At 64.4% G+C, this 21,518-nt stretch carries 19 protein-coding genes and 5 tRNA genes; 15 read left to right on the top strand and 9 right to left on the bottom strand.

The window, feature by feature from the left end:
* The first annotated feature begins 70 nt into the window (after positions 1-70).
* The 4 genes from WNM05_RS18290 (at position 71) to WNM05_RS18275 (ending at position 5,046) form a co-directional block, all read left to right on the top strand.
* The gene (locus tag WNM05_RS18290; protein WP_434629542.1) at positions 71-595 is read left to right on the top strand and encodes a fimbrial protein; all 525 of its coding nucleotides are present in this window, start codon (positions 71-73) and stop codon (positions 593-595) included.
* A 70-nt stretch (positions 596-665) separates the two neighbouring features.
* On the top strand, positions 666-1,415 hold the full coding sequence (locus WNM05_RS18285) for a fimbrial biogenesis chaperone (protein ID WP_434629539.1): 750 nt from the start codon (positions 666-668) through the stop codon (positions 1,413-1,415).
* Positions 1,416-1,586: 171 nt separating this feature from the next.
* Positions 1,587-4,034 carry a fimbria/pilus outer membrane usher protein gene (locus tag WNM05_RS18280; RefSeq protein ID WP_434629537.1) on the top strand — a complete coding sequence of 816 codons (2,448 nt, stop codon included), beginning with the start codon at positions 1,587-1,589 and terminating at the stop codon, positions 4,032-4,034.
* Between the two features lie 46 nt (positions 4,035-4,080).
* The gene (locus tag WNM05_RS18275; protein WP_434629534.1) at positions 4,081-5,046 is read left to right on the top strand and encodes a fimbrial protein; all 966 of its coding nucleotides are present in this window, start codon (positions 4,081-4,083) and stop codon (positions 5,044-5,046) included.
* Between the two features lie 71 nt (positions 5,047-5,117).
* Here the strand turns inward: WNM05_RS18275 and WNM05_RS18270 are convergent, their stop codons facing one another.
* The 3 genes from WNM05_RS18270 to WNM05_RS18260 all read right to left on the bottom strand — a co-directional run bounded on the left by WNM05_RS18270 (position 5,118) and on the right by WNM05_RS18260 (position 9,090).
* Positions 5,118-5,420 (bottom strand): hypothetical protein, encoded by a 303-nt coding sequence (locus WNM05_RS18270; RefSeq protein WP_434629531.1) that lies wholly within the window; start codon positions 5,418-5,420, stop codon positions 5,118-5,120.
* Between the two features lie 386 nt (positions 5,421-5,806).
* Entirely contained in the window at positions 5,807-7,423 is a 1,617-nt protein-coding gene (locus tag WNM05_RS18265; protein WP_434629530.1) for an MFS transporter, read from the bottom strand.
* Complete coding sequence (locus WNM05_RS18260) at positions 7,420-9,090, bottom strand: GMC family oxidoreductase (RefSeq protein ID WP_434629527.1); 1,671 nt, start codon at positions 9,088-9,090, stop codon at positions 7,420-7,422. Before WNM05_RS18260 ends, WNM05_RS18265 begins: the two co-directional genes overlap by 4 nt.
* A gap of 113 nt (positions 9,091-9,203) precedes the next feature.
* Here WNM05_RS18260 and WNM05_RS18255 point away from each other — a divergent pair, with 113 nt between their 5' ends.
* Complete coding sequence (locus WNM05_RS18255) at positions 9,204-10,154, top strand: LysR family transcriptional regulator (RefSeq protein ID WP_434629524.1); 951 nt, start codon at positions 9,204-9,206, stop codon at positions 10,152-10,154.
* A gap of 9 nt (positions 10,155-10,163) precedes the next feature.
* Positions 10,164-11,018 (top strand): AraC family transcriptional regulator, encoded by an 855-nt coding sequence (locus tag WNM05_RS18250; protein ID WP_434629521.1) that lies wholly within the window; start codon positions 10,164-10,166, stop codon positions 11,016-11,018.
* A 64-nt stretch (positions 11,019-11,082) separates the two neighbouring features.
* Here the strand turns inward: WNM05_RS18250 and guaB are convergent, their stop codons facing one another.
* Positions 11,083-12,546, bottom strand: coding sequence for an IMP dehydrogenase (gene guaB, locus WNM05_RS18245; protein WP_434629518.1), 1,464 nt, complete (start codon positions 12,544-12,546; stop codon positions 11,083-11,085).
* Positions 12,547-12,686: 140 nt separating this feature from the next.
* Between guaB and WNM05_RS18240 the strand changes: the two genes are divergently transcribed.
* From WNM05_RS18240 to WNM05_RS18200, 9 genes are all read left to right on the top strand, one after another.
* A complete protein-coding gene (locus WNM05_RS18240) occupies positions 12,687-13,115 on the top strand; it encodes a DUF4124 domain-containing protein (RefSeq protein ID WP_434629515.1) in 429 nt (142 codons plus the stop codon).
* Complete coding sequence (gene uvrC, locus WNM05_RS18235; RefSeq protein WP_434629512.1) at positions 13,103-14,914, top strand: excinuclease ABC subunit UvrC; 1,812 nt, start codon at positions 13,103-13,105, stop codon at positions 14,912-14,914. The genes WNM05_RS18240 and uvrC overlap by 13 nt, the downstream gene beginning before the upstream one ends.
* A 97-nt stretch (positions 14,915-15,011) precedes the next feature.
* On the top strand, positions 15,012-15,593 hold the full coding sequence (pgsA, locus tag WNM05_RS18230; RefSeq protein ID WP_434629509.1) for a CDP-diacylglycerol--glycerol-3-phosphate 3-phosphatidyltransferase: 582 nt from the start codon (positions 15,012-15,014) through the stop codon (positions 15,591-15,593).
* Between the two features lie 101 nt (positions 15,594-15,694).
* Positions 15,695-15,770: transfer RNA gene (locus WNM05_RS18225), tRNA-Gly, on the top strand.
* A gap of 24 nt (positions 15,771-15,794) precedes the next feature.
* Positions 15,795-15,870: transfer RNA gene (locus tag WNM05_RS18220), tRNA-Gly, on the top strand.
* Between the two features lie 28 nt (positions 15,871-15,898).
* A tRNA-Gly gene (locus WNM05_RS18215) sits at positions 15,899-15,974 on the top strand.
* A 23-nt stretch (positions 15,975-15,997) separates the two neighbouring features.
* Positions 15,998-16,073, top strand: a tRNA-Gly gene (locus WNM05_RS18210).
* Positions 16,074-16,117: 44 nt separating this feature from the next.
* A tRNA-Cys gene (locus WNM05_RS18205) sits at positions 16,118-16,191 on the top strand.
* Between the two features lie 169 nt (positions 16,192-16,360).
* Positions 16,361-17,536, top strand: coding sequence for a site-specific integrase (locus WNM05_RS18200; RefSeq protein ID WP_434629507.1), 1,176 nt, complete (start codon positions 16,361-16,363; stop codon positions 17,534-17,536).
* A gap of 170 nt (positions 17,537-17,706) precedes the next feature.
* Here WNM05_RS18200 and WNM05_RS18195 read toward each other — a convergent pair whose 3' ends face one another.
* The 5 genes from WNM05_RS18195 to WNM05_RS18175 all read right to left on the bottom strand — a co-directional run bounded on the left by WNM05_RS18195 (position 17,707) and on the right by WNM05_RS18175 (position 21,515).
* A complete protein-coding gene (locus tag WNM05_RS18195) occupies positions 17,707-18,033 on the bottom strand; it encodes a helix-turn-helix domain-containing protein (RefSeq protein ID WP_434629505.1) in 327 nt (108 codons plus the stop codon).
* Between the two features lie 120 nt (positions 18,034-18,153).
* Positions 18,154-18,537: a hypothetical protein gene (locus WNM05_RS18190; RefSeq protein WP_434629502.1), complete on the bottom strand. Its 384-nt coding sequence runs from the start codon at positions 18,535-18,537 to the stop codon at positions 18,154-18,156.
* Positions 18,534-18,776, bottom strand: a complete 243-nt coding sequence (locus WNM05_RS18185) for a hypothetical protein (RefSeq protein WP_434629501.1) — start codon at positions 18,774-18,776, stop codon at positions 18,534-18,536. Before WNM05_RS18185 ends, WNM05_RS18190 begins: the two co-directional genes overlap by 4 nt.
* Positions 18,777-18,792: 16 nt before the next feature.
* Positions 18,793-21,048 (bottom strand): replication endonuclease, encoded by a 2,256-nt coding sequence (locus WNM05_RS18180; protein ID WP_434629498.1) that lies wholly within the window; start codon positions 21,046-21,048, stop codon positions 18,793-18,795.
* Positions 21,045-21,515, bottom strand: a complete 471-nt coding sequence (locus WNM05_RS18175) for a hypothetical protein (RefSeq protein ID WP_434629496.1) — start codon at positions 21,513-21,515, stop codon at positions 21,045-21,047. Before WNM05_RS18175 ends, WNM05_RS18180 begins: the two co-directional genes overlap by 4 nt.
* Positions 21,516-21,518: the final 3 nt, after the last annotated feature.

The following is a 21,518-nucleotide window of genomic DNA, read 5'->3' as shown; positions in this document are numbered from 1 at the left end:
GACCCTCTGCCCAGCCAGGGTAGGCAAGCGGGCAAATGTATTGCCTGTAATTTCAATGGAGATTTTTTTGATGAAACAATTCGTAACCGCAGCACTGATCGGCCTGGGTGTGTATTCTTCCGGCGCCATGGCCTCCGATGGCAAAATCACCGTCACTGGAAACATCGTCGCCCAGACCTGCACCATCGCGGGCAACTCGGGCCAGAACGTCACGGTGACCCTGCCGACCGTCGGTACCTCCGCGCTGGCCAGTGCAGGCCAGACTGCCGGCTCCACCCCGTTTTCGATCAATCTGAGCAACTGCCCGTCCGGTCTGAAGAACGCGCAAACCCGCTTCGAAGTGGGCCCGACCGTCGACTCCGCATCCGGCAACCTGCTGAACAGCACCGGCACCGGTTCCGCCACCAATGTTGAAGTTCAGCTGCTGAACAACAGCTCCAACGCCATCAATCTGAACAACAACGCCAATTCCCAGGTTGTGCCGATCAGCGGCGGCAACGCCACCATGAACTACTACGCCCAGTACATCGCCACCGGCGCCGCTGGCGCAGGTTCGGTGAGCACCAGCGTCCAGTACTCGATGACCTACCAATAAGCGGTGTGATGCGGCTGGCGAAGCGAAATGCGGAGCCAGCCGGTATCTCTGGCATGGAGACTGGTAGCAAATGAAACAGGCAATGCGAAGAGCGGCTGTCTTGGTGGCTGTGGCGAGTTCGGTATGGGCTGGCGGGGTTTCGGCGGGTGTGGTGATTTCCGGCACCCGGGTCGTTTACAAGGCGGACGATCGAGAAGTGACCGTCAAGATCAACAACCCCGGCAAGGATCCGTCGCTGGTGCAGGTATGGGCCGACAGCGGCAACGAGAAATCCGTTCCCAACACGGCGGACGCGCCTTTCCTGATCATGCCGCCGATTTTCCGGGTGGATCCGGCAAAGGGGCAGACCCTGCGGCTGACCTTCACCGGGGCGGATCTGCCGAAGGAGCGCGAATCGGTATTCTGGCTGAACGTGCTGGATGTGCCGCCGCTGCCGAAAGCCGGCAATGAACAACGCAACTTCATGCAGGTGGCCTTCCGCTCGCGCATCAAGTTGTTCTACCGTCCCGCGGGCCTGCAGGGCAGCTCGGACGACGCCGCCGACAAACTTTCCTGGTCTTTGCTGCCGCAGGCCGGCGGCAGGGGCTATATGCTGCGCGCCACCAATCAGGCGGCTTACCACGTCTCCTTGAACCGGGCGACGCTGCTGATGGGCAGGCATGAGTATGAAACCGATGGCGGCATGGTTCCGCCGGGCGGCAACCACGATTTTATGCTGAAGGATCCGAGATTCAAGCCGGAGAGCAGCATGAAGCTCAATTACGAGAGCATCAATGATTACGGCGCTCCGGTCGCGCATAGCGTACCCCTGGTTCGCTGATCATTTCGCTCGCGCGTCTCAGGATTCGATTTCGCCATGAAGCACTTTATGACTCGACAGCCCGCTCGATCGCGGGATCTTCGCCCGCTCGGCCTGCTGATTTGCGGTCTGTTCGGTAGCCAAGCTGCTTTGGCGGGTGCGCCTGAGGCGGAGGCTGCCGAGCAAGGCGACGTGCAGTTCAATCCGGTGTTCATCAACCAGAATTCCAATGGGCAGCAGGTGGATCTTTCCCGCTTCAATCAGAGGGGTGGGGCCTTTCCCGGCAGTTACCGGGCCGATGTCTATGCCAATGCCGCCTGGATCGGCCGCCGCGACGTGCTGATGAAGGATCTGGGTGAGGGTAAGGTGCTGGCCTGTTTCAACCGCGCGATGCTGGACGATCTGGGGGTGGACTTCACCCGCCTGCAGGAATCCGCCGGGGTGCCGGGACGCGAAGAGCCCGGCCGCTGCGTCGACATCGCCGCGGTGGTGCCCGGCGCGTTTTCCAGCTTCAATGGCGCGGATCTGCGCCTCGACGTCAGCATCCCGCAGAAATATCTGCGGGCCAAGGCGCGGGGCTATGTCTCGCCGGAATACTGGGACGCAGGCGCGCCGTTTGCCGGCTTCCTCAACTACAACGCCAATGCTTACCGCTATGACAATGGCGGGTCCGGCGCGTCCAGCCAGTATTACCTCAGCGCCAACTCCGGCCTGAACGTCGGCCTGTGGCGCTTCCGCTATAACGGTTCGCTGACCCAGCAGGACAATGGCAACGGCCAGCGCCAGCGCCAATATCAGAACAGCCTGGCCTATGCCCAGCGCGATGTGACCGACTGGCGAGCGGTGCTGACCCTCGGCGATTATTTCACGCCTTCCGACCTGTTCAGCAGCGCCCCGTTTCGCGGCGCGCAGCTGAGTTCCGACGACCGGATGCTGCCGGAGTCCATGCAAGGCTATGCGCCGGTGGTGCGCGGCGTGGCCGAAACCAATGCCAAGGTGTCGATTCGCCAGAATGGCAATCTGATTTACGAAAACGTGGTGCCGCCGGGCGAATTCAGCATCGATGACCTTTACAATACCGGCTTTTCCGGCGACCTGGAGGTGACGGTCATCGAGGCCGATGGCCGCGTCCGCAAATTCGTCGTGCCCTATGCCTCCGTGCCGCAGTTGCTGCGAGACGGCCAGTCCCGCTATGCCGTCACCGCCGGACAATGGCGCGACAACACGCTGAGCAAGCATCCCGAGTTCGTGCAGGCGACCTACCAGCGCGGCATTAGCAACAGTCTGACCCTGTACGGCGGCCTGATCGTCGCCGACCACTACCAGTCGGCGCTGTTCGGTTCCGGCGTCAACACGGAATGGGGCGCGCTGGCCATGGACGTGACCCAGTCCTGGGCCAGCCAACTGCCATACGGCGCCAACACCAGAAACGGCGATCTGGAGGGCCGGAGCTACCGCGTGACCTATAGCAAGCTGATGGAGGCGACGCGCACCAATTTCACCGTCGCCGCCTATCGCTTCTCCACGGCGGGCTTTCTCGAATTGCGCGACTATACCAGCCTGATCAATCAGGTCGGCTCGCTCTCTCCCGCCAAGAGCAGGTTCCAGCTCAATGCCGACCAACCTCTGGGCGATGGCAAGGGGCATCTGTTCCTCACCGGCTCCACCCAGGATTACTGGAACCACCAGGGCCGGGACATGACCTACCAGCTGGGCTACAGCAACAGCTTCAAGTCGGTCAGCCTGAACCTGGCGGTCGGCCGAACCAAGGATCCGAGCGGGCGCGTCGTCAATCAGTACATGCTGAGCCTGTCGATGCCGCTGGGCCGCGAACCGTATTCCCCGTTGCTGAGCAGCAGCGTCAGCAGCAGCAGCGATCACAGCAGCAGCGCCCAGGTCAATCTGAGCGGCACGACCGGGGAGCTGCACAATTTCAGTTACAACGTCTACGCAGGCGCCAACCGCGACGGTTCCGGCAGCAACAGCAGCAGCGGCGGCGGCAGCGTGCAGTATGCGACCTCGGTGGCCACGCTCACCGTCGGCGCGAGCACCAGCGGCAATAGCTCGCAGGCCCATGCGGGCGTCAGCGGCGCGCTGGTGTTCCATCCGGGGGGCGTGACGCCGGCGCAGTCGCTGGGCGAGTCCTTCGCCGTCATCGAGGCCCCCGGTGCCGCGGGCGCCTCGGTGAGCAATACCAACGGGGTGCGCGTCAGCGACAGCGGCTACGCCGTGGTGTCGTCGCTGATGCCTTACCGTCAGAATGAAATCACGCTGGATCCCAAGGGCATGAGCCAGGATGTGGAATTGCAGGAAACCAGCGTGCAGGACGCGCCGCGCGCCGGCGCCATCGTCATGCTGAAATTCAATACCCAACAGGGCAAGCCGGTGATCGTGACGCTGAGGCGCCCGGACGGCAGCCAGCTGCCGGTTGGCGCGACGATCAGCGGCGGCGATGGCAACGACTTTCTGACGATGGTGGGGCAGGGCGGCCGCGCTTTCCTGCGCGGCATGGAGGGCAAGTCGTTGATGGTGAGCTGGGGGGGCGGGCAGGACCAGCAATGCCGCTTCAGCTATCGATTGCCGCAGCGGACTGGCGATGCGGTCTATATGCAGACGGATGCTGTCTGCGAGCCGCTGTAAAGCCCTGGGCGGATGGCGGGAAATACCCGAGAAAGTGATTAGGAAGATGAAGAAACTGATTTGCCGCGGATTGTACGGATGGCTGCTGGCGCTGACGATGGCGATGCCGCTGAGCTGCCACGCGCTGGGCTGCTGGAACGGAAGCAACAGTTCTGGCAGCGTCTCGTCCACTTTCACGTTGCCGAGCAATCTGTACGTTGCCGCCAATGCGCCGGTTGGAACCATCATCTGGCAGTCGCCGTTGCAGAATCTGAGCCTGTATTGCACGCAGAGCATAGGCGAGAATGTGTACTTCTGGGTGAATCCGAAGAAGGTGGCGTTGGCGCCGGGCTTGCAGATTGGCATCATCTTCAATGGCCAGACCTACACGCAGAGCAGCGGCGCCATCGATACCGGCATCTATGTGCCGTGGGGCGGCTCGGTGACGACGATGCTGCAGTATTCCATCGTCTTGCTGAAGACGGTGGGGGCGCCGTCCAGCGGCACCGCCTCGATCAACCAGTACGCGGTGTTCCAGCTCGACGGCATCGGCGGCATCAACGCGCAGCCGAACATCAACTTCAATCAGCTGGTCAACGGCTCGCTGACCTTCACGCCCGGCGGCACCTGCAATCTGAGCGCGAACGGCCAGTACACGATTAATTTGCCGACCGTCGGCAGCAGCCAGTTCCCGTCGGTGGGCAGCACGCTGGCGCGCAGCGCGTTCACCATCAGCGCCACCAACTGCTCGACTGGCGTGAATACGGCGACTTTCCGCTTCTCAGGCACCGCCGACGCGAACAACCCGGTGCTGTTCGCCAATACCGGCGGTTCGGCGCAGGGCGTGGCCATCAATCTGGGCAGTTCGGCCGACTGGAGCAATATCGGCGCGAACAACACCAACAATACCCGGGTGGTGAACGTGCAGTCGCAGTCGGCCCAGCTGGGACTGTTCGTCGAGTACATGCGCACGGCCACGGTGGTGCCCGGAACCTTGCAGACGGCGATCACGATAGACATGCTGTACCAGTGAGCGGACTTTTCTGCGGGCATGAAAAAAGCCTTCGGCCGTTTTGGGCCGAAGGCTTTTTCAATCGAACCGGCTCAGTTGTAGACGATGGTGACCAGTTGTCCGTCGCTATGGGTACTGGTGCCGACCATATTGACGGAGGCGATGCTCAGCGACTGGGTGTTGTCCATGCCGGAGCAGCTTTGACCGGACGCCACTTTGCGGGCGGCCTGGTATTGACGGGGATTGAGCGCGTAGCTCAGCAGATTGCTGTTGCTCTCGGCGCACGGCTCCTTGACGATGGAGCCGTTGAAACTGACGGTACCGCCGCTGGAGGCAAGGACCAAGCCGGACTGCAGGGCGGCCAGGGCTGCCAGAGTAAGGATGGCTTTCTTCATTTTCGTCTCTCCGTTGGCGATTCCAGGCGGAAGAGACCGGATGGAATCTGTAAGAATTAATTTAAATTAATTTTCTTATATTTAATAATATCTATTAAGTCAAGTATAGGCAGGTGGATTGTAAATATCAATAATGTACTTGCTTGTGTTATCTGTAACTTTTACTGAAAAATTGGGTGGGGAATCGTGCCAGCCTTGCCAGGCTTGCGTTTGAGCGCCGACTGTCGATATCCGGCGTGCGTTTGGACCCTGGGGCGGCCTGCAATTTATTGCTTTTGTGTGTCGCTAAATGGTTTTTTAGCCGAGAGGCATGAGAGGCGTGGGGCGGGAGGACGGAGGCGTGTCGAGCGTATGGCCCCCGCGAGGAGCGGGGGCAGGGTGGGAACTCAGTGTTGATGAATGTCGTTGCGGAATGTCTCTTTTAAGAACAGAAGACTTACCGTCAGGCTGACGGCATAGACGACGATCGGATACCACAGGCCGTACAGGATGTCGCCGGTGTACACCACCAGCGAGAACGCCACCGTCGGCATCAACCCGCCTATCCAGCCGTTGCCCAGATGATAGGGCAGAGACATCGAGGTGTAGCGGATGCGGGTGGGAAACAGCTCCACCATCATCGCCGCCAGCGGGCCGTAGGTCAGCGCGGAGATCACAGACAGCAGCACCAGCACCAGGATCACCATCGCGTGATTGATCTTGGCCGGGTCGGCCTTTTCCGGGTAGCCGGCCGTCTTCAGCGCGCCTTGCAGCGCCGCTTTGTCGAAGCCGTTCAGCGTCGTGCCGCCGATATGGATTTCGGTGACGCCGGCCGGCGCGGCCTTTTGCTGGTAGGGCACGCCGTTCTTCGCCAGCAGCGCCTTGGCCTGATCGCACGGCGTGTCCAGCTTGGCCTTGCCTATCGGGTCGAACTGGAAGTGGCAGCTGGCCGGGTCGGCCACCACCGTCACCGGCGCGCGGGTCTGGGCGGCGGAGACGTCGGGATTGGCGTAGTCGGTCAGCCAGCGGAAGGCGGGGAAGGTCAGCGCCAGGCCCAGCGCCAGGCCGGCGATCAGCACCGGCTTGCGGCCGATCCGGTCGGACAGGTGGCCGAAATACAGGAACAGCGGCGTGGTGATGATCAGCGAAGCGATCAGCATCAGGTTGGCGGTCTGCGGGTCTACCTTCAGTATCTGGGTCAGGAAGAACAGCGAATAGAACTGCGCGCAGTAGAAGGTCACCGCCTGGCCGCCGTTGAAGCCGAACAGCGAGATCAGCACCAGCTTCAGATTGGCCCGGTTGCCGAAGGATTCGCTGATCGGCGCCTTCGAGTGCTTGCCCTCGGCCTTCATTTTCAGGAAGGCCGGCGATTCCTGCATCGACAGCCGTATCCAGGTGGAGATCGCCAGCAGGAAGATCGACAGCAGGAAGGGCAGCCGCCAGCCCCAGTCGCCGAAGGCGTCGCCGGTCAGTTTGCGGCAGGCCAGGATCACCAGCAGCGACAGCAGCAGGCCGGCGCCGGCCGTGGTCTGTATCCAGCTGGTGTAGCCGCCGCGCCGATTGTCCGGCGCGTGCTCGGCGACGTAGATGGCGGCGCCGCCGTATTCGCCGCCTATCGCCAGGCCCTGCAGCATGCGCAGCGACACCAGGATCAGCGGCGCGGCGATGCCCAGCGTGGCGTAGCCGGGCAGCACGCCGACGAGGAAGGTGGACAGGCCCATGATGACGATGGTGGCGAGAAAGGTGTACTTGCGGCCGACCATGTCGCCGAGGCGGCCGAAGACCAGCGCGCCGAACGGCCGCACCAGGAAGCCGGCGGCGAAGGTCATCAGCGCGAAGATGAAGGCGGTGGTCTCGTTGACGCCGGCGAAGAACTGCTTGCCTATGATGGCGGCCAGCGCGCCGTACAGGAAGAAGTCGTACCATTCGAACACCGTGCCGAGCGACGAGGCCAGAATCACCTTGCGCTCGGCCCGGCTGATGCCGGCGGACGCGCCCGTCGGCGTTGCGATGCTGTTGCTCATGTCCAAGTCTCCTTTGCGGGTATGGCCGGCATCCGTGCCGGTGCCGGCTGCGTGTTGTCCTGCGCGATCATCTGGGCCGCCCTGGATGCGATCATCAGCGTCGGACTGTTGGTGTTGCCGGAGGTGATGGTCGGCATGATGGAGGCGTCGGCGACGCGCAGGCCGCGGATGCCGTGCACCCTGAGCCGCGCGTCGACCACCGCCAGCGTATCCTGTCCCATCTTGCAGGTGCCGACCGGGTGAAAGATGGTGGTGCCGATCCGCCCGGCGGCCTCGATCAGTTCGTCCTCGCTCTGGTATTGCAGGCCGGGGCGGTATTCCTCAGGCAGGTAGCGCGCCAGCGCAGGCGACGCGGCGATGCGGCGGGTCAGCCGGATGGCGGCGGCCGCGACGCGCCTGTCGTCCGGATGGCTCAGATAGTTGGGCTGGATCCGCGGCGCGGCGGCGGGGTCGGCGCCGCCTATCGCCACATGGCCCCGGCTCGCAGGCCGCAATTGGCACACCGAGGCGGTGAAGGCGGGGAAGCGATGCAACGGCTCGCCGAATCGTTCCAGCGACAGCGGCTGCACATGGTATTCCAGGTCCGGGGTCGCCGCGTCGGGCCCGCTGCGGGCGAAGGCGCCGAGCTGGCTGGGCGCCATCGACAGCGGCCCGCTGCGCTTCCACAGGTATTCCCAGGCCATCGCCAGCTTGCCGCCCCAGCTCGCGGCGCGGCGGTTCAACGTGGCGGCGTTCCGCACCTTGAACACCAGCCGCAGTTGCAGGTGGTCCTGCAGATTGGCGCCGACGCCGGGAAGGATGTGGACGGGGGCGATGCCGTGTTCGGCCAGCAGCGCGGCCGGGCCGATGCCGCTGCGCTGCAGCAGAAGCGGCGAGCCGATGGCGCCGGCTGCGAGCACGATCTCGCCGCGACAGCGCGCCTGCCGCCGCGCGCCCTGTTGCAGAAATGAGATAGCGGCGGCGCGGCCGTTCTCGATGATCAGTTTCTCCGCCTCTGCGCCGGTCAGCACCGTCAGATTCGGCCGCCGACGGACCGGATGCAGGAAGGCGTGCGCGCTGCTCCAGCGCCAGCCGCCTTTCTGGTTGACCTCGAAGTAGCCGCAGCCGGCGTTGTCGCCGGCGTTGAAGTCGTCGACCGGGGCGATGCCCTGCTCGGCGGCGGCGGCGCGGAAGGCGTCCAGTATTTCCCAGGACAGCCGCTGGCGGTCCACCCGCCATTCCCCGCCGTGGCCGTGCAGCGGCCGCGCCGGGTCGTGATGGTCCTCCATCGCGACGAAGTGGGCCAAGGCGTCGCGCCAGCCCCAGCCGGGGTTGCCCAGCGCCTCCCAGCGGTCGTAGTCGGCCGCCTGGCCGCGCATATAGATCATGCCGTTGATGGCGGAGGAGCCGCCCAGCACCTTGCCGCGGGGGTAGCCGAGCGAGCGGCCGCCCAGTCCGTCCTCCGGCGCGGTGCGGTAGCACCAGTCGGTGCGCGGATTGCCGATGCAGAACAGATAGCCGACCGGGATGCGTATCCACGGATAGTCGTCGCGGCCGCCGGCCTCCAGCAGCAGCACGCGCTTGTCGGGGTCGGCGGACAGCCGATTGGCCAGCAGACAGCCGGCGCTGCCTGCGCCGACGATGATGTAGTCGAATTCGCCGCTGAGCATTGCTTGATGCCCGGTCATGTCGTTGTCGTAACGATCATCTAAACCGAAGCGGGGGCGGCTGGGAATAGCCAGCGGGAAACAACGTATGTTAATTTTTGAACAGCCGACGGCAAAATGGCAGCCGTCATCGTGTGCAAACGCACAATGACCACCGGGGAACGACGATGTTCGACTGGAACGATGTCCGCTATTTCCTGGCGCTGCAGCGCAGCGGCAAGTTGTTGGGGGCGGCCCGCCAGCTGGGCACGACCCATGCGACGGTGGCGCGCCATATCGCCGCGCTGGAGGCGGTGCTGGGCCAGCCCTTGTTCGTCCAGCAGGCCGACGGCTACACGCTGACCGCCGCCGGGCGCCAGCTGCTGCCGCTGGCGGAGTCGCTGGAGAACACCGCGTCGCAGATGCTGGACAGCGGCCGTCACGGCCACGCCGAGGTCAGTGGCCTGGTGAGGCTGGGCGCGCCGGAGGGCCTGGGCTCGCTGTTCCTGGCCCGCCACCTGCCGGCGCTGATGGCGCGCTATCCGGGCCTGGAGATAGACCTGGTGTCGGTGCCTCGCTTCGTCAGCATCACCAGCCGCGAGGTCGACATCGCGATCGCGCTGGAGCGGCCCCAGGCCAATCTGGTCGTGACGCGCAAACTGACCGATTACTGCCTGGGCCTGTACGCGACGCCGGCCTATCTGGCCGCGCACCCGGCGATACGCGAACGCGAGGACCTGAACGGCCACGCCATCCTCGCCTATGTCGACGACCTGCTGTTCTCGCGAGAGCTGATGTTCCATCACGGCCTGTGCCGCAATCCCAGCATGCCCTTGCGCAGCACCAGCGTGGTGGCGCAGCGCGAAGCGGCGCTGGCCGACGGCGGCATCGTCGTGCTGCCTTATTACATGACCTTCGACGACGCGCGCCTGACGCAGATCCTGCCGGAGGTGCGCATCGTCCGCTCCTACTGGATCAGCGCGCGCAGCAATATCCGCCGCACGCTGCGCTACCGCGTGGTGTGGGACTATGTGGTGGAGCTGTGCCAGCGCATGCAGTGGCTGCTGCTGCAAGAAGAGCAAAATCGATCAACCGAAACCGCCTAGGCTGCGTTCATGAGACACGCATACCGGCAATTCGGCCCCGGCGCCTTGTACACCGTGCGCCTGCTGCGCGCGATGGATTATCTGTGGCGCCATCTGGACGAGCCGCTGCTGCTGGACAGGCTGGCGGACGCGGCCTGTTTCTCGCGCTTCCATTTCCATCGCCTGTACCGCAACCTGATGGGCGAAACCGTGATGGAGAGCCGGCAGCGCATGCTGCTGCACCGCGCCGCCGACGAGCTGGGGAGTACGGACAAGCCGCTGAGCAGGATAGCGGCGCGGGCCGGCTTCGGCAGCAGCGCCGCCTTCATCCGGGCCTTCTCCGGCCGCTACGGCGAAACGCCGGGCCGCTATCGCCAGCGCCGTCTCATGTTCCTCAATCGACGGGAGAGTGTCATGCGCCAGGTGGAAATCGTGGAAAAGGAGGCGGTGGCGGTGTTGATGCGCCATCACCGCGGACCGTATATGGAGATAGGCAAGGCTTTCGACGCGCTGCGCGCCGTACTGGGACCGCCGCGTAGCGACGACGCGCCGGGCAGGAGTTTCGGCCTGTATCTGGACGACCAGGCGCAGACGCCGGCCGCCGATTGCCGGTCCATCGCCTGCGCGACGGTGCCGGCGTCCATGGAGGGCAAGGCGATGGACGGTTTCGAGTGGGGCGAGATTCCGGCCGGACGTTATGCCGCGCTGCTGCACACCGGGCCGTATGCCGAGCTGGAGGAGAGTTGGGACTGGCTGTATCGCCGCTGGCTGCCGGCCAGCGGCGAGATGCCCGGCACCACGCCCTGCGTCGAGGAGTACCTGAATGCGCCGTACGACACGCCACCGTCCGAGTTGAAGACGCTGTTGCTGTTGTCGCTGGCCTGAGCGGTCGCCGCAAAAAAGCCCGCGTTGCGAAACGCGGGCTTTCGTTCGAACTGCCGAAACCGGCTTAGCGGTCGACGTGGTAGTTCGGCGCTTCCTTGGTGATCTGCACGTCGTGGACGTGGGATTCGCGGATGCCGGCCGAGGTGATCTCGACGAACTGCGCCTTCTGGTGCAGCTCGGCGATGGTCGGGCAGCCGAGGTAGCCCATAGACGAGCGCAGGCCGCCGACCAGCTGGTGGATCACCTGGGCGATCGGGCCCTTGTACGGCACGCGGCCCTCGATGCCTTCCGGCACGAACTTGTCGGCGGCGTTGGAGCTGTCCTGGAAGTAGCGGTCGGCGGAGCCCTGGCTCATCGCGCCCAGCGAGCCCATGCCGCGGTAGGACTTGTACGAGCGGCCCTGGAACAGTTCCACTTCGCCCGGCGCCTCCTCGGTGCCGGCGAACATGCCGCCCAGCATCACCGCGTTGCCGCCTGCGGCCAGCGCCTTGGCGATGTCGCCGGAGAAGCGGATGCCGCCGTCGGCGATCATCGGCACGCCGGTGCCTTTCAGCGCCTCGGACACATTGTGGATCGCGGTCAGCTGCGGCACGCCGACGCCGGCGACGATGCGGGTGGTGCAGATGGAGCCGGGGCCAATGCCGACCTTGACGCCGTCGGCGCCGGCCTTGACCAGGTCCAGCGCCGCCTGGGCGGTGGCGATGTTGCCGCCGATCACGTCGACGTGCGGGAAGTTCTGCTTGACCCAGCGCACGCGGTCCAGCACGCCCTGGCTGTGGCCGTGGGCGGTGTCGACGACGATGACGTCGACGCCGGCGGCGACCAGCGCCTTGACGCGCTCTTCGGTGTCGGCGCCGGTGCCGACGGCCGCGCCGACGCGCAGGCGGCCCTGGCTGTCCTTGTTGGCGTTCGGGTGTTCGCTGGTCTTGACGATGTCCTTGACCGTGATCAGGCCCTTCAGCTCCCAGGCGTCGTTGATCACCAGCACGCGCTCCAGGCGGTGCTTGTGCATCAGTTCGCGGGCCTCGTCTATGCTGGCGCCTTCCTTGACGGTGATCAGGCGCTCGCGCGGGGTCATGATGGAGCCGACGGTCTGGTCCAGGCGGGTTTCGAAACGCAGGTCGCGGTTGGTGACGATGCCGACCACCTTGCCGCCCTCGATCACCGGCAGGCCGGAGATCTTGTGCTGGCGGGTCAGCAGCACCAGGTCGCGGATCAGCATGTCCGGGGCGATGGTGATCGGATCCTTCACGACGCCGCTCTCATGGCGCTTCACCTTGGAAACCTCGGCGGCCTGTTTTTCGGCGCCCATGTTCTTGTGCACGATGCCTAGGCCGCCTTCCTGCGCCATGGCGATGGCGAGGCGGGATTCGGTCACAGTGTCCATGGCGGCGGAAACCAGCGGCAGTTTCAGCGTGATGTTGCGGGTGAGCTGGGTGGTGAGAACTACATCGCGCGGCAGAACTTCAGAATGGGCCGGGACGAGGAGGACGTCGTCGAAGGTATAGGCTTTCTCGATGATACGCATCGCGTTTCCTTAGGCGGCAAAGCCGCATTATACCGGTTCGCGCAGTCCTCTGCAAAAGTACCGAAAACGCCCGCGTTTTTGCGCGGGGAGGGGGCAGGCTTTACAATCGGAGTACCGTGCTAGTGGTCGGGGACAGGATAATGAAATCATCTATAGTATGGACCTTTTTGCTGGCCTTGCTGCCGGCGGGGATGGCGACGGCCGAGGTGTACACCTGGACCGACGCCAATGGAAAGAAAGTGTATTCCGACCAGCCGCCGCCGAATGTCGGCGCGCACAGGCTGAACGTGCGCGCGCAGTCCGCGCCGCAGGCGTCGGCGCCGCAGGCCGACAGGAAGGCTGAGCGCAAGACCGACAACAAGCAGGTGGCGTCCGACAACGCCGCCGTCGCCGCCGCCAACGCCAAGGTGAAGGCGCAGAACTGCAAGGCGGCGCAGGCCAATCTGTCGACCTTGCAGCTGAACGGCCGCATCCGCCTGCCCGGCTCGACGGCGCTGGCCTCGGACGCCCAGCGCAACGAATTGATCCGCCAGGCCCAGAAAGACGTGCAGACCTGGTGCGGCAAATAGTGGGCACATTCGACTACCAGAGCGTGTTACAGAATCTGCCGGCGCTGCCCGGCGTCTACCGGATGCTGGGCGACGGAGGCAAGGTGCTGTACGTCGGCAAGGCGATAGACTTGAAGCGCCGCGTCAGCTCCTATTTCCAGAAGAACGACCTGAGCCCGCGCATCCGGCTGATGGTGCGGCAGATCGCCAGCATCGAGACCACGGTCACCCGCACCGAGGCCGAGGCGCTGATCCTGGAGAACAATCTGATCAAGGCGCTGGCGCCGCGCTACAACATCCTGTTCCGCGACGACAAGTCCTATCCCTACCTGATGTTCAGCGGCCACGCCTTTCCGCAGATGGCCTATTACCGCGGCGAGCCGAAGAAGCCCAACCAGTATTTCGGCCCCTATCCGAACGGCTACGCGGTGCGCGAGAGCATACAGATTCTGCAGAAGGTGTTCCGGCTGCGCACCTGCGAGGACGCGGTGTTCGCCAATCGTTCCCGCCCCTGCCTGCTGTACCAGATCAAGCGCTGCTCCGGCCCTTGCGTCGAGCACATCTCCCGCGACGAGTACGCGGCCGACGTCGCCAGCGCCGTCGCCTTCCTCAATGGCCGCCAGAGCGAGCTGATAGACGAGCTGACCCGGCGGATGACGGCGGCGGCCGAGGCGATGGAATTCGAGCAGGCCGCCGAGCTGCGCGACCAGATCCAGGCGCTGGCGCGTGTACAGGAGAAGCAGTTCGTCGCCAGCAACCAGAGCCAGCAGGACTGCGACGTGGTGGCGGCGCTGATCCGCGACGGCATGCCCTGCGTCAATCTGGTGATGATACGCGGCGGCCGCCACCTGGGGGACAAGAGCCACTTCCCGGTCGGCGGCGAGGCCGACACCGCCGACGAAATCCTGCAGGCCTTCGTCGCCCAGCATTACCAGCACGCCGGCGTGCCGGCGGCGCTGGTCGTCAACGGCGCATTGGACGAGGCGCTGCAGGCGTTCCTGCAGACGCGCGCAGGCCGCAAGGTCTATATCGTCGGCAATCCGATCGGCGAGCGCCGGGTCTGGCTGGAGATGGCGGAGAAGAACGCCGAGCTCGCCATCCTGCAGAAGCTGGGCAGCAAGGCCACGCAGACGCAGCGTCTGGCTCAGCTGAACGAGGTGCTGGAACTGGAGGACGCCGGCCGCTTCGAATGCTTTGATATCAGCCATACGATGGGCGAGGCCACGGTGGCGTCCTGTGTGGTGTACGACAAGGGCGCGATGCAGCCTAGCGAATACCGCCGCTTCAATATCACCACCGCGACGCCGGGCGACGATTACGCGGCGATGCGCGAAGTTCTGTCACGCCGCTATGGCAAGCTGGCCGAAGGCGAGGGCAGGCTGCCCGACGCGGTCTTCATCGACGGCGGCAAGGGGCAGGTCGGCGTGGCGCTGGAGGTGCTGGGCGAGCTGGGGCTGAATCTGCCCATCGTCGGCATCGCCAAGGGCGAGGAGCGCAAGCCGGGTCTCGAAACGCTGATCCTGCCTTACTTGGAAAAGACGCTACAATTGCGCCAGGATCATCCGGCGCTGCATCTGATCCAGACCGTGCGCGACGAGGCGCACCGTTTCGCCATCACCGGCCACCGCGCGCGCCGGGCCAAGGCCCGGACCGCGTCGACGCTGGAGGAAATACCCGGCATCGGCGCCAAGCGCCGCCAGCAATTGCTGACGCGTTTCGGCGGCCTGCGCGGCGTGGCGGCCGCGAGCGTCGACGACCTGGCGCAGGTGGACGGGATCAGCCGGACGCTGGCGGAGAAGATCTACGCCGCCTTGCATTGATTGAACGGAAGAGTGTGTCCGGCGGGCGCTCCTGTATACAGGCTCGGAGCGGCCGTCGGCGATGTGGACGAGCCTGAAGCGACAAGAACCAATACCAATGCCCTTCAATTTGCCGATATTCCTGACCTGGCTCAGGGTTGCCCTGATCCCGATCTGCGTGGCGGTGTTCTTCCTGCCGGACTCCATTCTGCTGCTGCACAGCCGCAATGTCGTGGGGGCCGGCATTTTCGCATTGGCCGCCGTCACGGACTGGCTGGACGGCTATCTGGCGCGCCGGCTGGGACAGACCTCGGCCTTCGGCGCCTTCCTTGATCCAGTGGCCGACAAGCTGATCGTCGCCGCCGCGCTGATTCTGCTGGTGCAGCTGGGGCGCACCGAGGGCTGGATGGCGATGATCATCATCGGTCGCGAGATCACCATCTCGGCGCTGCGCGAGTGGATGGCCGGCATGGGCAGCCGCAGCAGCGTGGCGGTGGCCTATATCGGCAAGCTGAAAACCGCCGCCCAGATGCTGGCGATCACGCTGCTCTTGTACGATGGCGAGCTGATTCCAGGCTGGGACGCACGCCATATCGGAAATTTTTCGATGTACGTCGCCGTGGTTTTGACTTTATGGTCAATGGTTTACTATCTGCAAATGGCTGCCAAGGAGTTTGCGGGGAAAAAAATCGATGTTTGAAGTGTTGACAGGGCAGAATAAATCTCTATAATTCGCAGTCTCTCGCCGCTACTGACGAAGCAGCAGCGAGGAATGAAAGGAAGTTTCAGCAGTCTGGCAGCGCGGGAATAGCTCAGTTGGTAGAGCGCAACCTTGCCAAGGTTGAGGTCGCGAGTTCGAGCCTCGTTTCCCGCTCCACATCCAGTCTGCGACGCTTTTGACGCGGGAATAGCTCAGTTGGTAGAGCGCAACCTTGCCAAGGTTGAGGTCGCGAGTTCGAGCCTCGTTTCCCGCTCCAGACTTCCTTTCGATGATTGTTTTGTGACGCGGGAATAGCTCAGTTGGTAGAGCGCAACCTTGCCAAGGTTGAGGTCGCGAGTTCGAGCCTCGTTTCCCGCTCCATCTACAATCCAGGTTTTACCGATGCGGGAATAGCTCAGTTGGTAGAGCGCAACCTTGCCAAGGTTGAGGTCGCGAGTTCGAGCCTCGTTTCCCGCTCCATATTCAAGCCGGCCAGGCTAAGCATTGGTCGGATCGCCGGTAACGGCGGGGTAGCAAAGTGGTTATGCAGCGGATTGCAAATCCGTCTACGCCGGTTCGATTCCGACCCCCGCCTCCAGATAAAACCCCGTAAATCCAAGGATTTACGGGGTTTTTCTTTATCTATTCTTTAATTTGCCCACGCCTTAATTCGGCGATATTCCCGCACATTTCTGCCCTTAACCACTCGTAAAAAGTGTGAAACCACTCGTAGAATAACAGTTTGTTAGTCTACGCGAGATGCGAATATGCCAACCAAGCGCCAGCGGCCAAGCGGCTCCTGGGAGTTTATTGTCCGGCGAAAAGGCGTATTGCCAAAGCCCATTTCATTCACTTTCGATAACGAGGCAGAGGGCGACGCATATTGTGCGCGGCTGGAAGCGCTGCTTGATCGAGGTATTATTCCGGCCGAATTGGCGGACGAGAAGCCGGCCATCGCCACCATTCGGGACGCACTGCGCACATACCAGGCCAACGTCTCGCTGGTCGACAGCGACAAGCAAGTCCAAACGACGCTTGTCGACAAAGTCGGAGGCGTGCCGATGCGCAGCGTCTGTTACACCTGGGCTGAAACCTGGATCCGGGAAATGAAGCAGGTTGAGCAGTTGGCGCCGTCGACCATCAGGATCTATGTGGGTTCGCTGGCCCGTTGTTTCGATTATTTGACGCGCCTGCCGAACAGCACGTTCGTCACCAACCCGCTGCGGCTGCTGCCAAAACGCTACGCGACATATACCGATGCAGACGCAGCCGTGCTGCGCGCCAGCGCGAAGGAGGGGGAGGCGGTAGAGGTTCCGACCAACACGGAGCGGGACCGGCGGCTCCAAGAGGCTGAGGAGGCGGCCATCCGCCGAATTCTGGATGGAGCCAAACCGGACGGCAAACAGCGGCCTCTTGCATGCGCCTGGCGCGGCGGCCTTGAGTTGATGCTGGAGCTGGCACTGGAAACGGCCATGCGGATGCGCGAGATATACACGCTGACGCTAGACCAGATCGACATGGAGAGGCGCACCATTTTCTTGGACAAGACCAAGAACGGCGACAAGCGGCAAGTGCCATTGTCCAGCGTGGCGCTGGCGGCGCTTGTTCGCTATCGCGAACAGGTCGCGGCCGGCGAGCGCGAGATGTCAGGCTGGAACCATGAGGGCGACAGGCTGCTGCCGTGGTGGAGCGGCGCCAGCAGCCCCGACGTCCTGCGCAAGACCACCGCGCTACTGTCTCGCCAGTATGCGCGGATTTTTGAGGCGGCCGGCTGCGGCGACCTGCGCTTCCACGATCTGCGCCATGAAGCGACGTGCCGGTTTTTCCTGAAAACGAAACTGTCCGACCTGCAAATCGCCAAAATCACCGGCCACAAAGACCCGCGAATGCTGGCCCGCTACGCGAATTTGCGGGGTAGCGAGCTGGCCGATCAGCTCTGGTAATGCGGAACGCCCCGAGTGGGGCGCTCGACTATCTGGGCGGCGACGCGGGCAGCTGCTTCGTCATACCGCCCTTTTGAATAGATCCCCCTGGGAAGGCAAGGCCGCCTGCAACCTGGCATTTGCGTCCAGGCAATTGCCAAGATGCAACTGGTACTGCGACCGCACGTGCATCATGCCGCTTGCTCCACTGCATCCAGATTCGGGCGCTCGCGTCGGCGGGCGCCGCGCACGCCAGCCACGCCGGCGGCTGTCTTGACGCGGGCGGCCTTGCGGTTTTCGCCCTGGGTGCGGGTGACTTCGGCCAGCGCCAGTCGTTCATTGGTCTGGCGACGGATCTCGTCGCGCAGGTAGGCCAGCACGTCGTCGCGCATGAACACCCAGGCAACGCCGATCTTGCAACCAGGCAGGACGCCGGCGTCGGCCAGCTGGCGCGCGGTCTCGGTGCCGATGTTCAGCGCCTTGGCCGCCTCTTCGATGGTCAACGTGTCGTTAGTCATTGTGGTTTTCCTTGTTTTGCTGGCGGCCATAGGCGAGCGGCCTGGCCGGTTTTCAGAGGACGGCGCCCAATTGGTCGGATGGGCTGGCCGCTCGCCTATGGCCGCGGTGCTGCGGGTTGATCAGATGGCCTCGACCACCAATTCCAGGTTGATGCCTTCGCCTTCGGCGGCCAGGATTTGGAAGCGGTCGCGGCCCCGGGCGTCGCGGCCGTTCGGGACGATCCGGCGCTCCAGCGCGCCGCTGGCCAATGCCAGGGCGTGGTACTGGAACTGCAGTAGCTCGATGGGCAGGCGCAGGACGACGAAGGGGATATAGCTGTCGTCCGGGGTCTCGGCGCTCGCGCTCAGCTCGATGTCGCTCAGACGGCGCGCCATGCGCTCGGCGCGCTCGATGTTGCGCAACTGGCTGTTCACGGCGTCCAGCTCTTTGCGATAGCTGGCGGTGGCAGCCATCATCAGCCGGGTGTAGAGGTTGGTTGTCACTTCCATTGCATCGGTGCTCATTGAGATTGTTCCTGTTCGTTGGTGTTTTTCTTCAATACCTGCTCGCTCAGATGCGCCGCCAGCTCGCCATACCGCTGGTCAGCTGGTTCAAAGTGCTTGGCCAACACACGGCGGGCCAGCCCCAATTCACCTTCCTGCAGAAATTTGCAGACCACCACCGCGCCGCTGGCACGCTCGCTTTTTACCTCCTCAAGTTCCGAAATCAATGCCGAAAGTTCAGTCCGGTCTGACTCATTCATGCTTCCTCCTCGCCGCTCACGCGCGGCCTGCTTGGTTGATCCATTGCCGCGCCCTGGCGGTGGCCTGGGCGAGCTGATGGGAAACGGCGATACCTGGGCCGCCCCAACGCTCGGCGCTGTTGGAGCGGGCAGGGCGCGCGGCGCGCTCGGCGCGGGCGGCTTCTGCCTGGGCGCGGATATCGGAAATCACGGCGATGCCGGCGTGGCGGGTCAGGCCGATGTTTGCGGCCAGCCGGCTGTTTGCCTTGTGGAGGCGCACGCGCTCGCGGCTTTCCTCGCGCTGGCGCTCGGCGGCCAGACGGTGGGCCTCGATGCCCTGTTGCGCCCACTGGTGGACGAACTCCGGGAACAGGCGCAGATAGCGCTGATGGGCCTCGTATTCCTGGCGCGCGGCCAGCTGCTCGACGGTCAACAGCTCGCTGTCGTCCTCGGCGCTCTCGGCCAGCGCGCGGTCTATCGGGCTGAATTCCCACTCCGGGCGGCGCTCTGCCGGAGGCACTTCCAAAAACGTAGAGTTATTGACACGAGTCCAAGGGGCGGCGCTGCCGCCCTCAACCCCGTCAGCCTTGCGGCCGATGCGCCACTCGTGGACGCGGGTTTGTGCGAATTGACCGCTGTTGCGCTCCACCACGCCGCGCACCTGGTGCTGGCCATCTTCGCCGTAGCGGTTTTCCGCCGGCATGCTGTCGCGAGCCACGCCCAGCGGCATGGCGGCGCGCTTGATGGCGTGGCCGCCCATCAGGTGGACGAAACGGCCCCAATTGCCGGTATCGGCGGCGATGGCGGCATGCATCAGCACATCCTCGGCGTCGGCGGTCTGATAGTCCCAGCGGCGCAGCTCGCGCCACACGCCCACCGGCGGCCCGCCAACTTGCTGGAACTGGCGGATACCCCAATGGCTGGCCCAGGCGTCCACGCGGATGGCCGTAACGGTGGCATCGGTGGCAACGGACTGGTCCACGCTGGCGCCGTCGTCCTGGCCGGCCTGGCCGGCGTGGTCCAGCGCCTCGAAGTCCACGCCCACGCTGTCGCCGTTGTGTTTGGCGCCGTCCACGTTCTTGGCGATGTACTTGGCGATGTAGCCGGCGGCCGTGCCGCGCTTCCAGTCAATGGACTCGAACGCCACACGCGCCCGGATGCCCTTCCACACCCAGCGTGGCGGCTGGCTCCAGAAATCCGCCTCGTTGCCGATTTTGTCGGCGATGTCGGCCAGCCTGCCTTTGGCGCCGGCGGCGCGCAGCTGGCGCGCGGCGGCCATCGCTTCGCCCTTGGTCTGCAGGTAGTTCAGCCCCAACTCGGCGCGCTCCTCGCGCACGGCGTAGCGGGCGACGATGGCGCGGAAGGTCTTGACCTTCTCCTTGGCCATAAACAGCAGCGCGTGCATGTGCGGCGTGCCGTCGTGGTGCGGCTCAGCCACGCGGAATCCAAACGGCGCGATGCCGGCGCGGGCCATGGCTGCGGTAATGCGTGACCACACGCCGCCCAGGTAGTCGCGGGTAACGATAGGTGTCGCACCGGCGTACTTGGCATTGCGCTTGCCGCTCTTGGCGTGGCGCGGGTGGTATTTGCTGGGCGCGGTGATGGTGATGAACTCGCCAGCGTATTCCAGGCCGACGGCAATATGTTCGAACCCGGCAATACGGACCATCAACTCGGCGCGGCGGATGGTGGGATTGCTCACGCTCAGCTCCGCCAGCTGCTGCAACGTGTATTCCTGGCCCAGCTCGTTGATAGCGGCCATCGCCTCAAGCAAGCCGCGGTTGCGGCGCTTCTGCTCGCGGCGACGGGCAACGGCGTCGTGGCTGGCATACAGCCCATGGCGGCGATGCACCAGGCCCAGGCCGATGGACAGCTGTTCGCTGCGGCGGGCATTGGTCCTGCGCAGCGCGCGGCGCCACCACAGATCGCACGCCACGCGGCGCATGATGCCCTCGATGGTCTTGCCGTTGGGCGGCTGTACGCCGAACGAGGCGCAGTACTCCTGCAACTGCTTCAGGTTCGATCCGCGGCCGATCAGCTGGTCAGCCTCGAAAGCCCTCTGCTTGGCAAACTCCACCAGCTCCATTTCGCACGCTCCCAGCGGCAGCGCATTGCGCGGCATGAAGCTGGTCAGGTCGCGCAGCCAGGTGTCCGCCTCGCGCTGGCGCTCATCTTCCTGCCACGGCAGGATGTCGAGCGGCCGGCCGCGCCGCAGGCGCCACTCGCGGCCGATGGCTCGGCCCAGGTGGCGCGGGAAGCGGTCCAGCAGCGGGAGGCGGGTTTGCCAAGTCATGCCGCGCGCCCCCGCACAGAGTTCAGAGCGGCAGATTGCTCGGCGCGCAGCGGCAGGCCGCCGCGCTCCAGCTTGGCCTTGGCGACGCGGCTATCCGCCAGCAAGATCTCGATGGCGTGCCACATCATGCCCGGCTGCGGCAGCAGCAGCGCGCGCAGCTCCAGGCCATGCAGAGCGATCAGCTGATTGATGGCATTCGCCATCTCGCTCATTTCGCCGATGGCCTCCTGAATGTCCGCCAGCGCCTCCAGCCGCGCCGCGCTCAACACCTTGGCTTGCAGCGATTCCACCGACTCCAGTTTCAGGCGGACGGCGCGTTCACGGCGTTCCCCGAAGTGGTTCAGCGCCTGCATGGCCGCATCGCGCGGCGTTACCGGCGCCAGCGGCATGCGGCACAAGTCGCCCAGGGCGGGCATCACATGGCGGGCGAAGGCGTCGCCGTACTCTTCGTGTTCGCGGGCTTCCATGGT

Source organism: Chromobacterium sp. CV08 (assembly GCF_051129845.1).
GTDB lineage: Bacteria > Pseudomonadota > Gammaproteobacteria > Burkholderiales > Chromobacteriaceae > Chromobacterium.
Note: the sequence above shows the minus strand (reverse complement) of the source record. Positions and strands in the feature narration are given on the sequence as shown.

What these genes read in the sequence shown, in the direction of transcription:
- WNM05_RS18290 (WP_434629542.1), top strand. Translation starts at nt 71, where the DNA reads ATGAAACAATTCGTAACCGCAGCACTGATCGGCCTGGGTGTGTATTCT.
- WNM05_RS18285 (WP_434629539.1), top strand. Translation starts at nt 666, where the DNA reads ATGAAACAGGCAATGCGAAGAGCGGCTGTCTTGGTGGCTGTGGCGAGT.
- WNM05_RS18275 (WP_434629534.1), top strand. Translation starts at nt 4,081, where the DNA reads ATGAAGAAACTGATTTGCCGCGGATTGTACGGATGGCTGCTGGCGCTG.
- WNM05_RS18270 (WP_434629531.1), bottom strand. Translation starts at nt 5,420, where the DNA reads ATGAAGAAAGCCATCCTTACTCTGGCAGCCCTGGCCGCCCTGCAGTCC.
- WNM05_RS18265 (WP_434629530.1), bottom strand. Translation starts at nt 7,423, where the DNA reads ATGAGCAACAGCATCGCAACGCCGACGGGCGCGTCCGCCGGCATCAGC.
- WNM05_RS18260 (WP_434629527.1), bottom strand. Translation starts at nt 9,090, where the DNA reads ATGACCGGGCATCAAGCAATGCTCAGCGGCGAATTCGACTACATCATC.
- WNM05_RS18250 (WP_434629521.1), top strand. Translation starts at nt 10,164, where the DNA reads ATGAGACACGCATACCGGCAATTCGGCCCCGGCGCCTTGTACACCGTG.
- guaB (WP_434629518.1), bottom strand. Translation starts at nt 12,546, where the DNA reads ATGCGTATCATCGAGAAAGCCTATACCTTCGACGACGTCCTCCTCGTC.
- WNM05_RS18240 (WP_434629515.1), top strand. Translation starts at nt 12,687, where the DNA reads ATGAAATCATCTATAGTATGGACCTTTTTGCTGGCCTTGCTGCCGGCG.
- pgsA (WP_434629509.1), top strand. Translation starts at nt 15,012, where the DNA reads ATGCCCTTCAATTTGCCGATATTCCTGACCTGGCTCAGGGTTGCCCTG.
- WNM05_RS18200 (WP_434629507.1), top strand. Translation starts at nt 16,361, where the DNA reads ATGCCAACCAAGCGCCAGCGGCCAAGCGGCTCCTGGGAGTTTATTGTC.
- WNM05_RS18195 (WP_434629505.1), bottom strand. Translation starts at nt 18,033, where the DNA reads ATGACTAACGACACGTTGACCATCGAAGAGGCGGCCAAGGCGCTGAAC.
- WNM05_RS18190 (WP_434629502.1), bottom strand. Translation starts at nt 18,537, where the DNA reads ATGAGCACCGATGCAATGGAAGTGACAACCAACCTCTACACCCGGCTG.
- WNM05_RS18185 (WP_434629501.1), bottom strand. Translation starts at nt 18,776, where the DNA reads ATGAATGAGTCAGACCGGACTGAACTTTCGGCATTGATTTCGGAACTT.
- WNM05_RS18180 (WP_434629498.1), bottom strand. Translation starts at nt 21,048, where the DNA reads ATGACTTGGCAAACCCGCCTCCCGCTGCTGGACCGCTTCCCGCGCCAC.
- WNM05_RS18175 (WP_434629496.1), bottom strand. Translation starts at nt 21,515, where the DNA reads ATGGAAGCCCGCGAACACGAAGAGTACGGCGACGCCTTCGCCCGCCAT.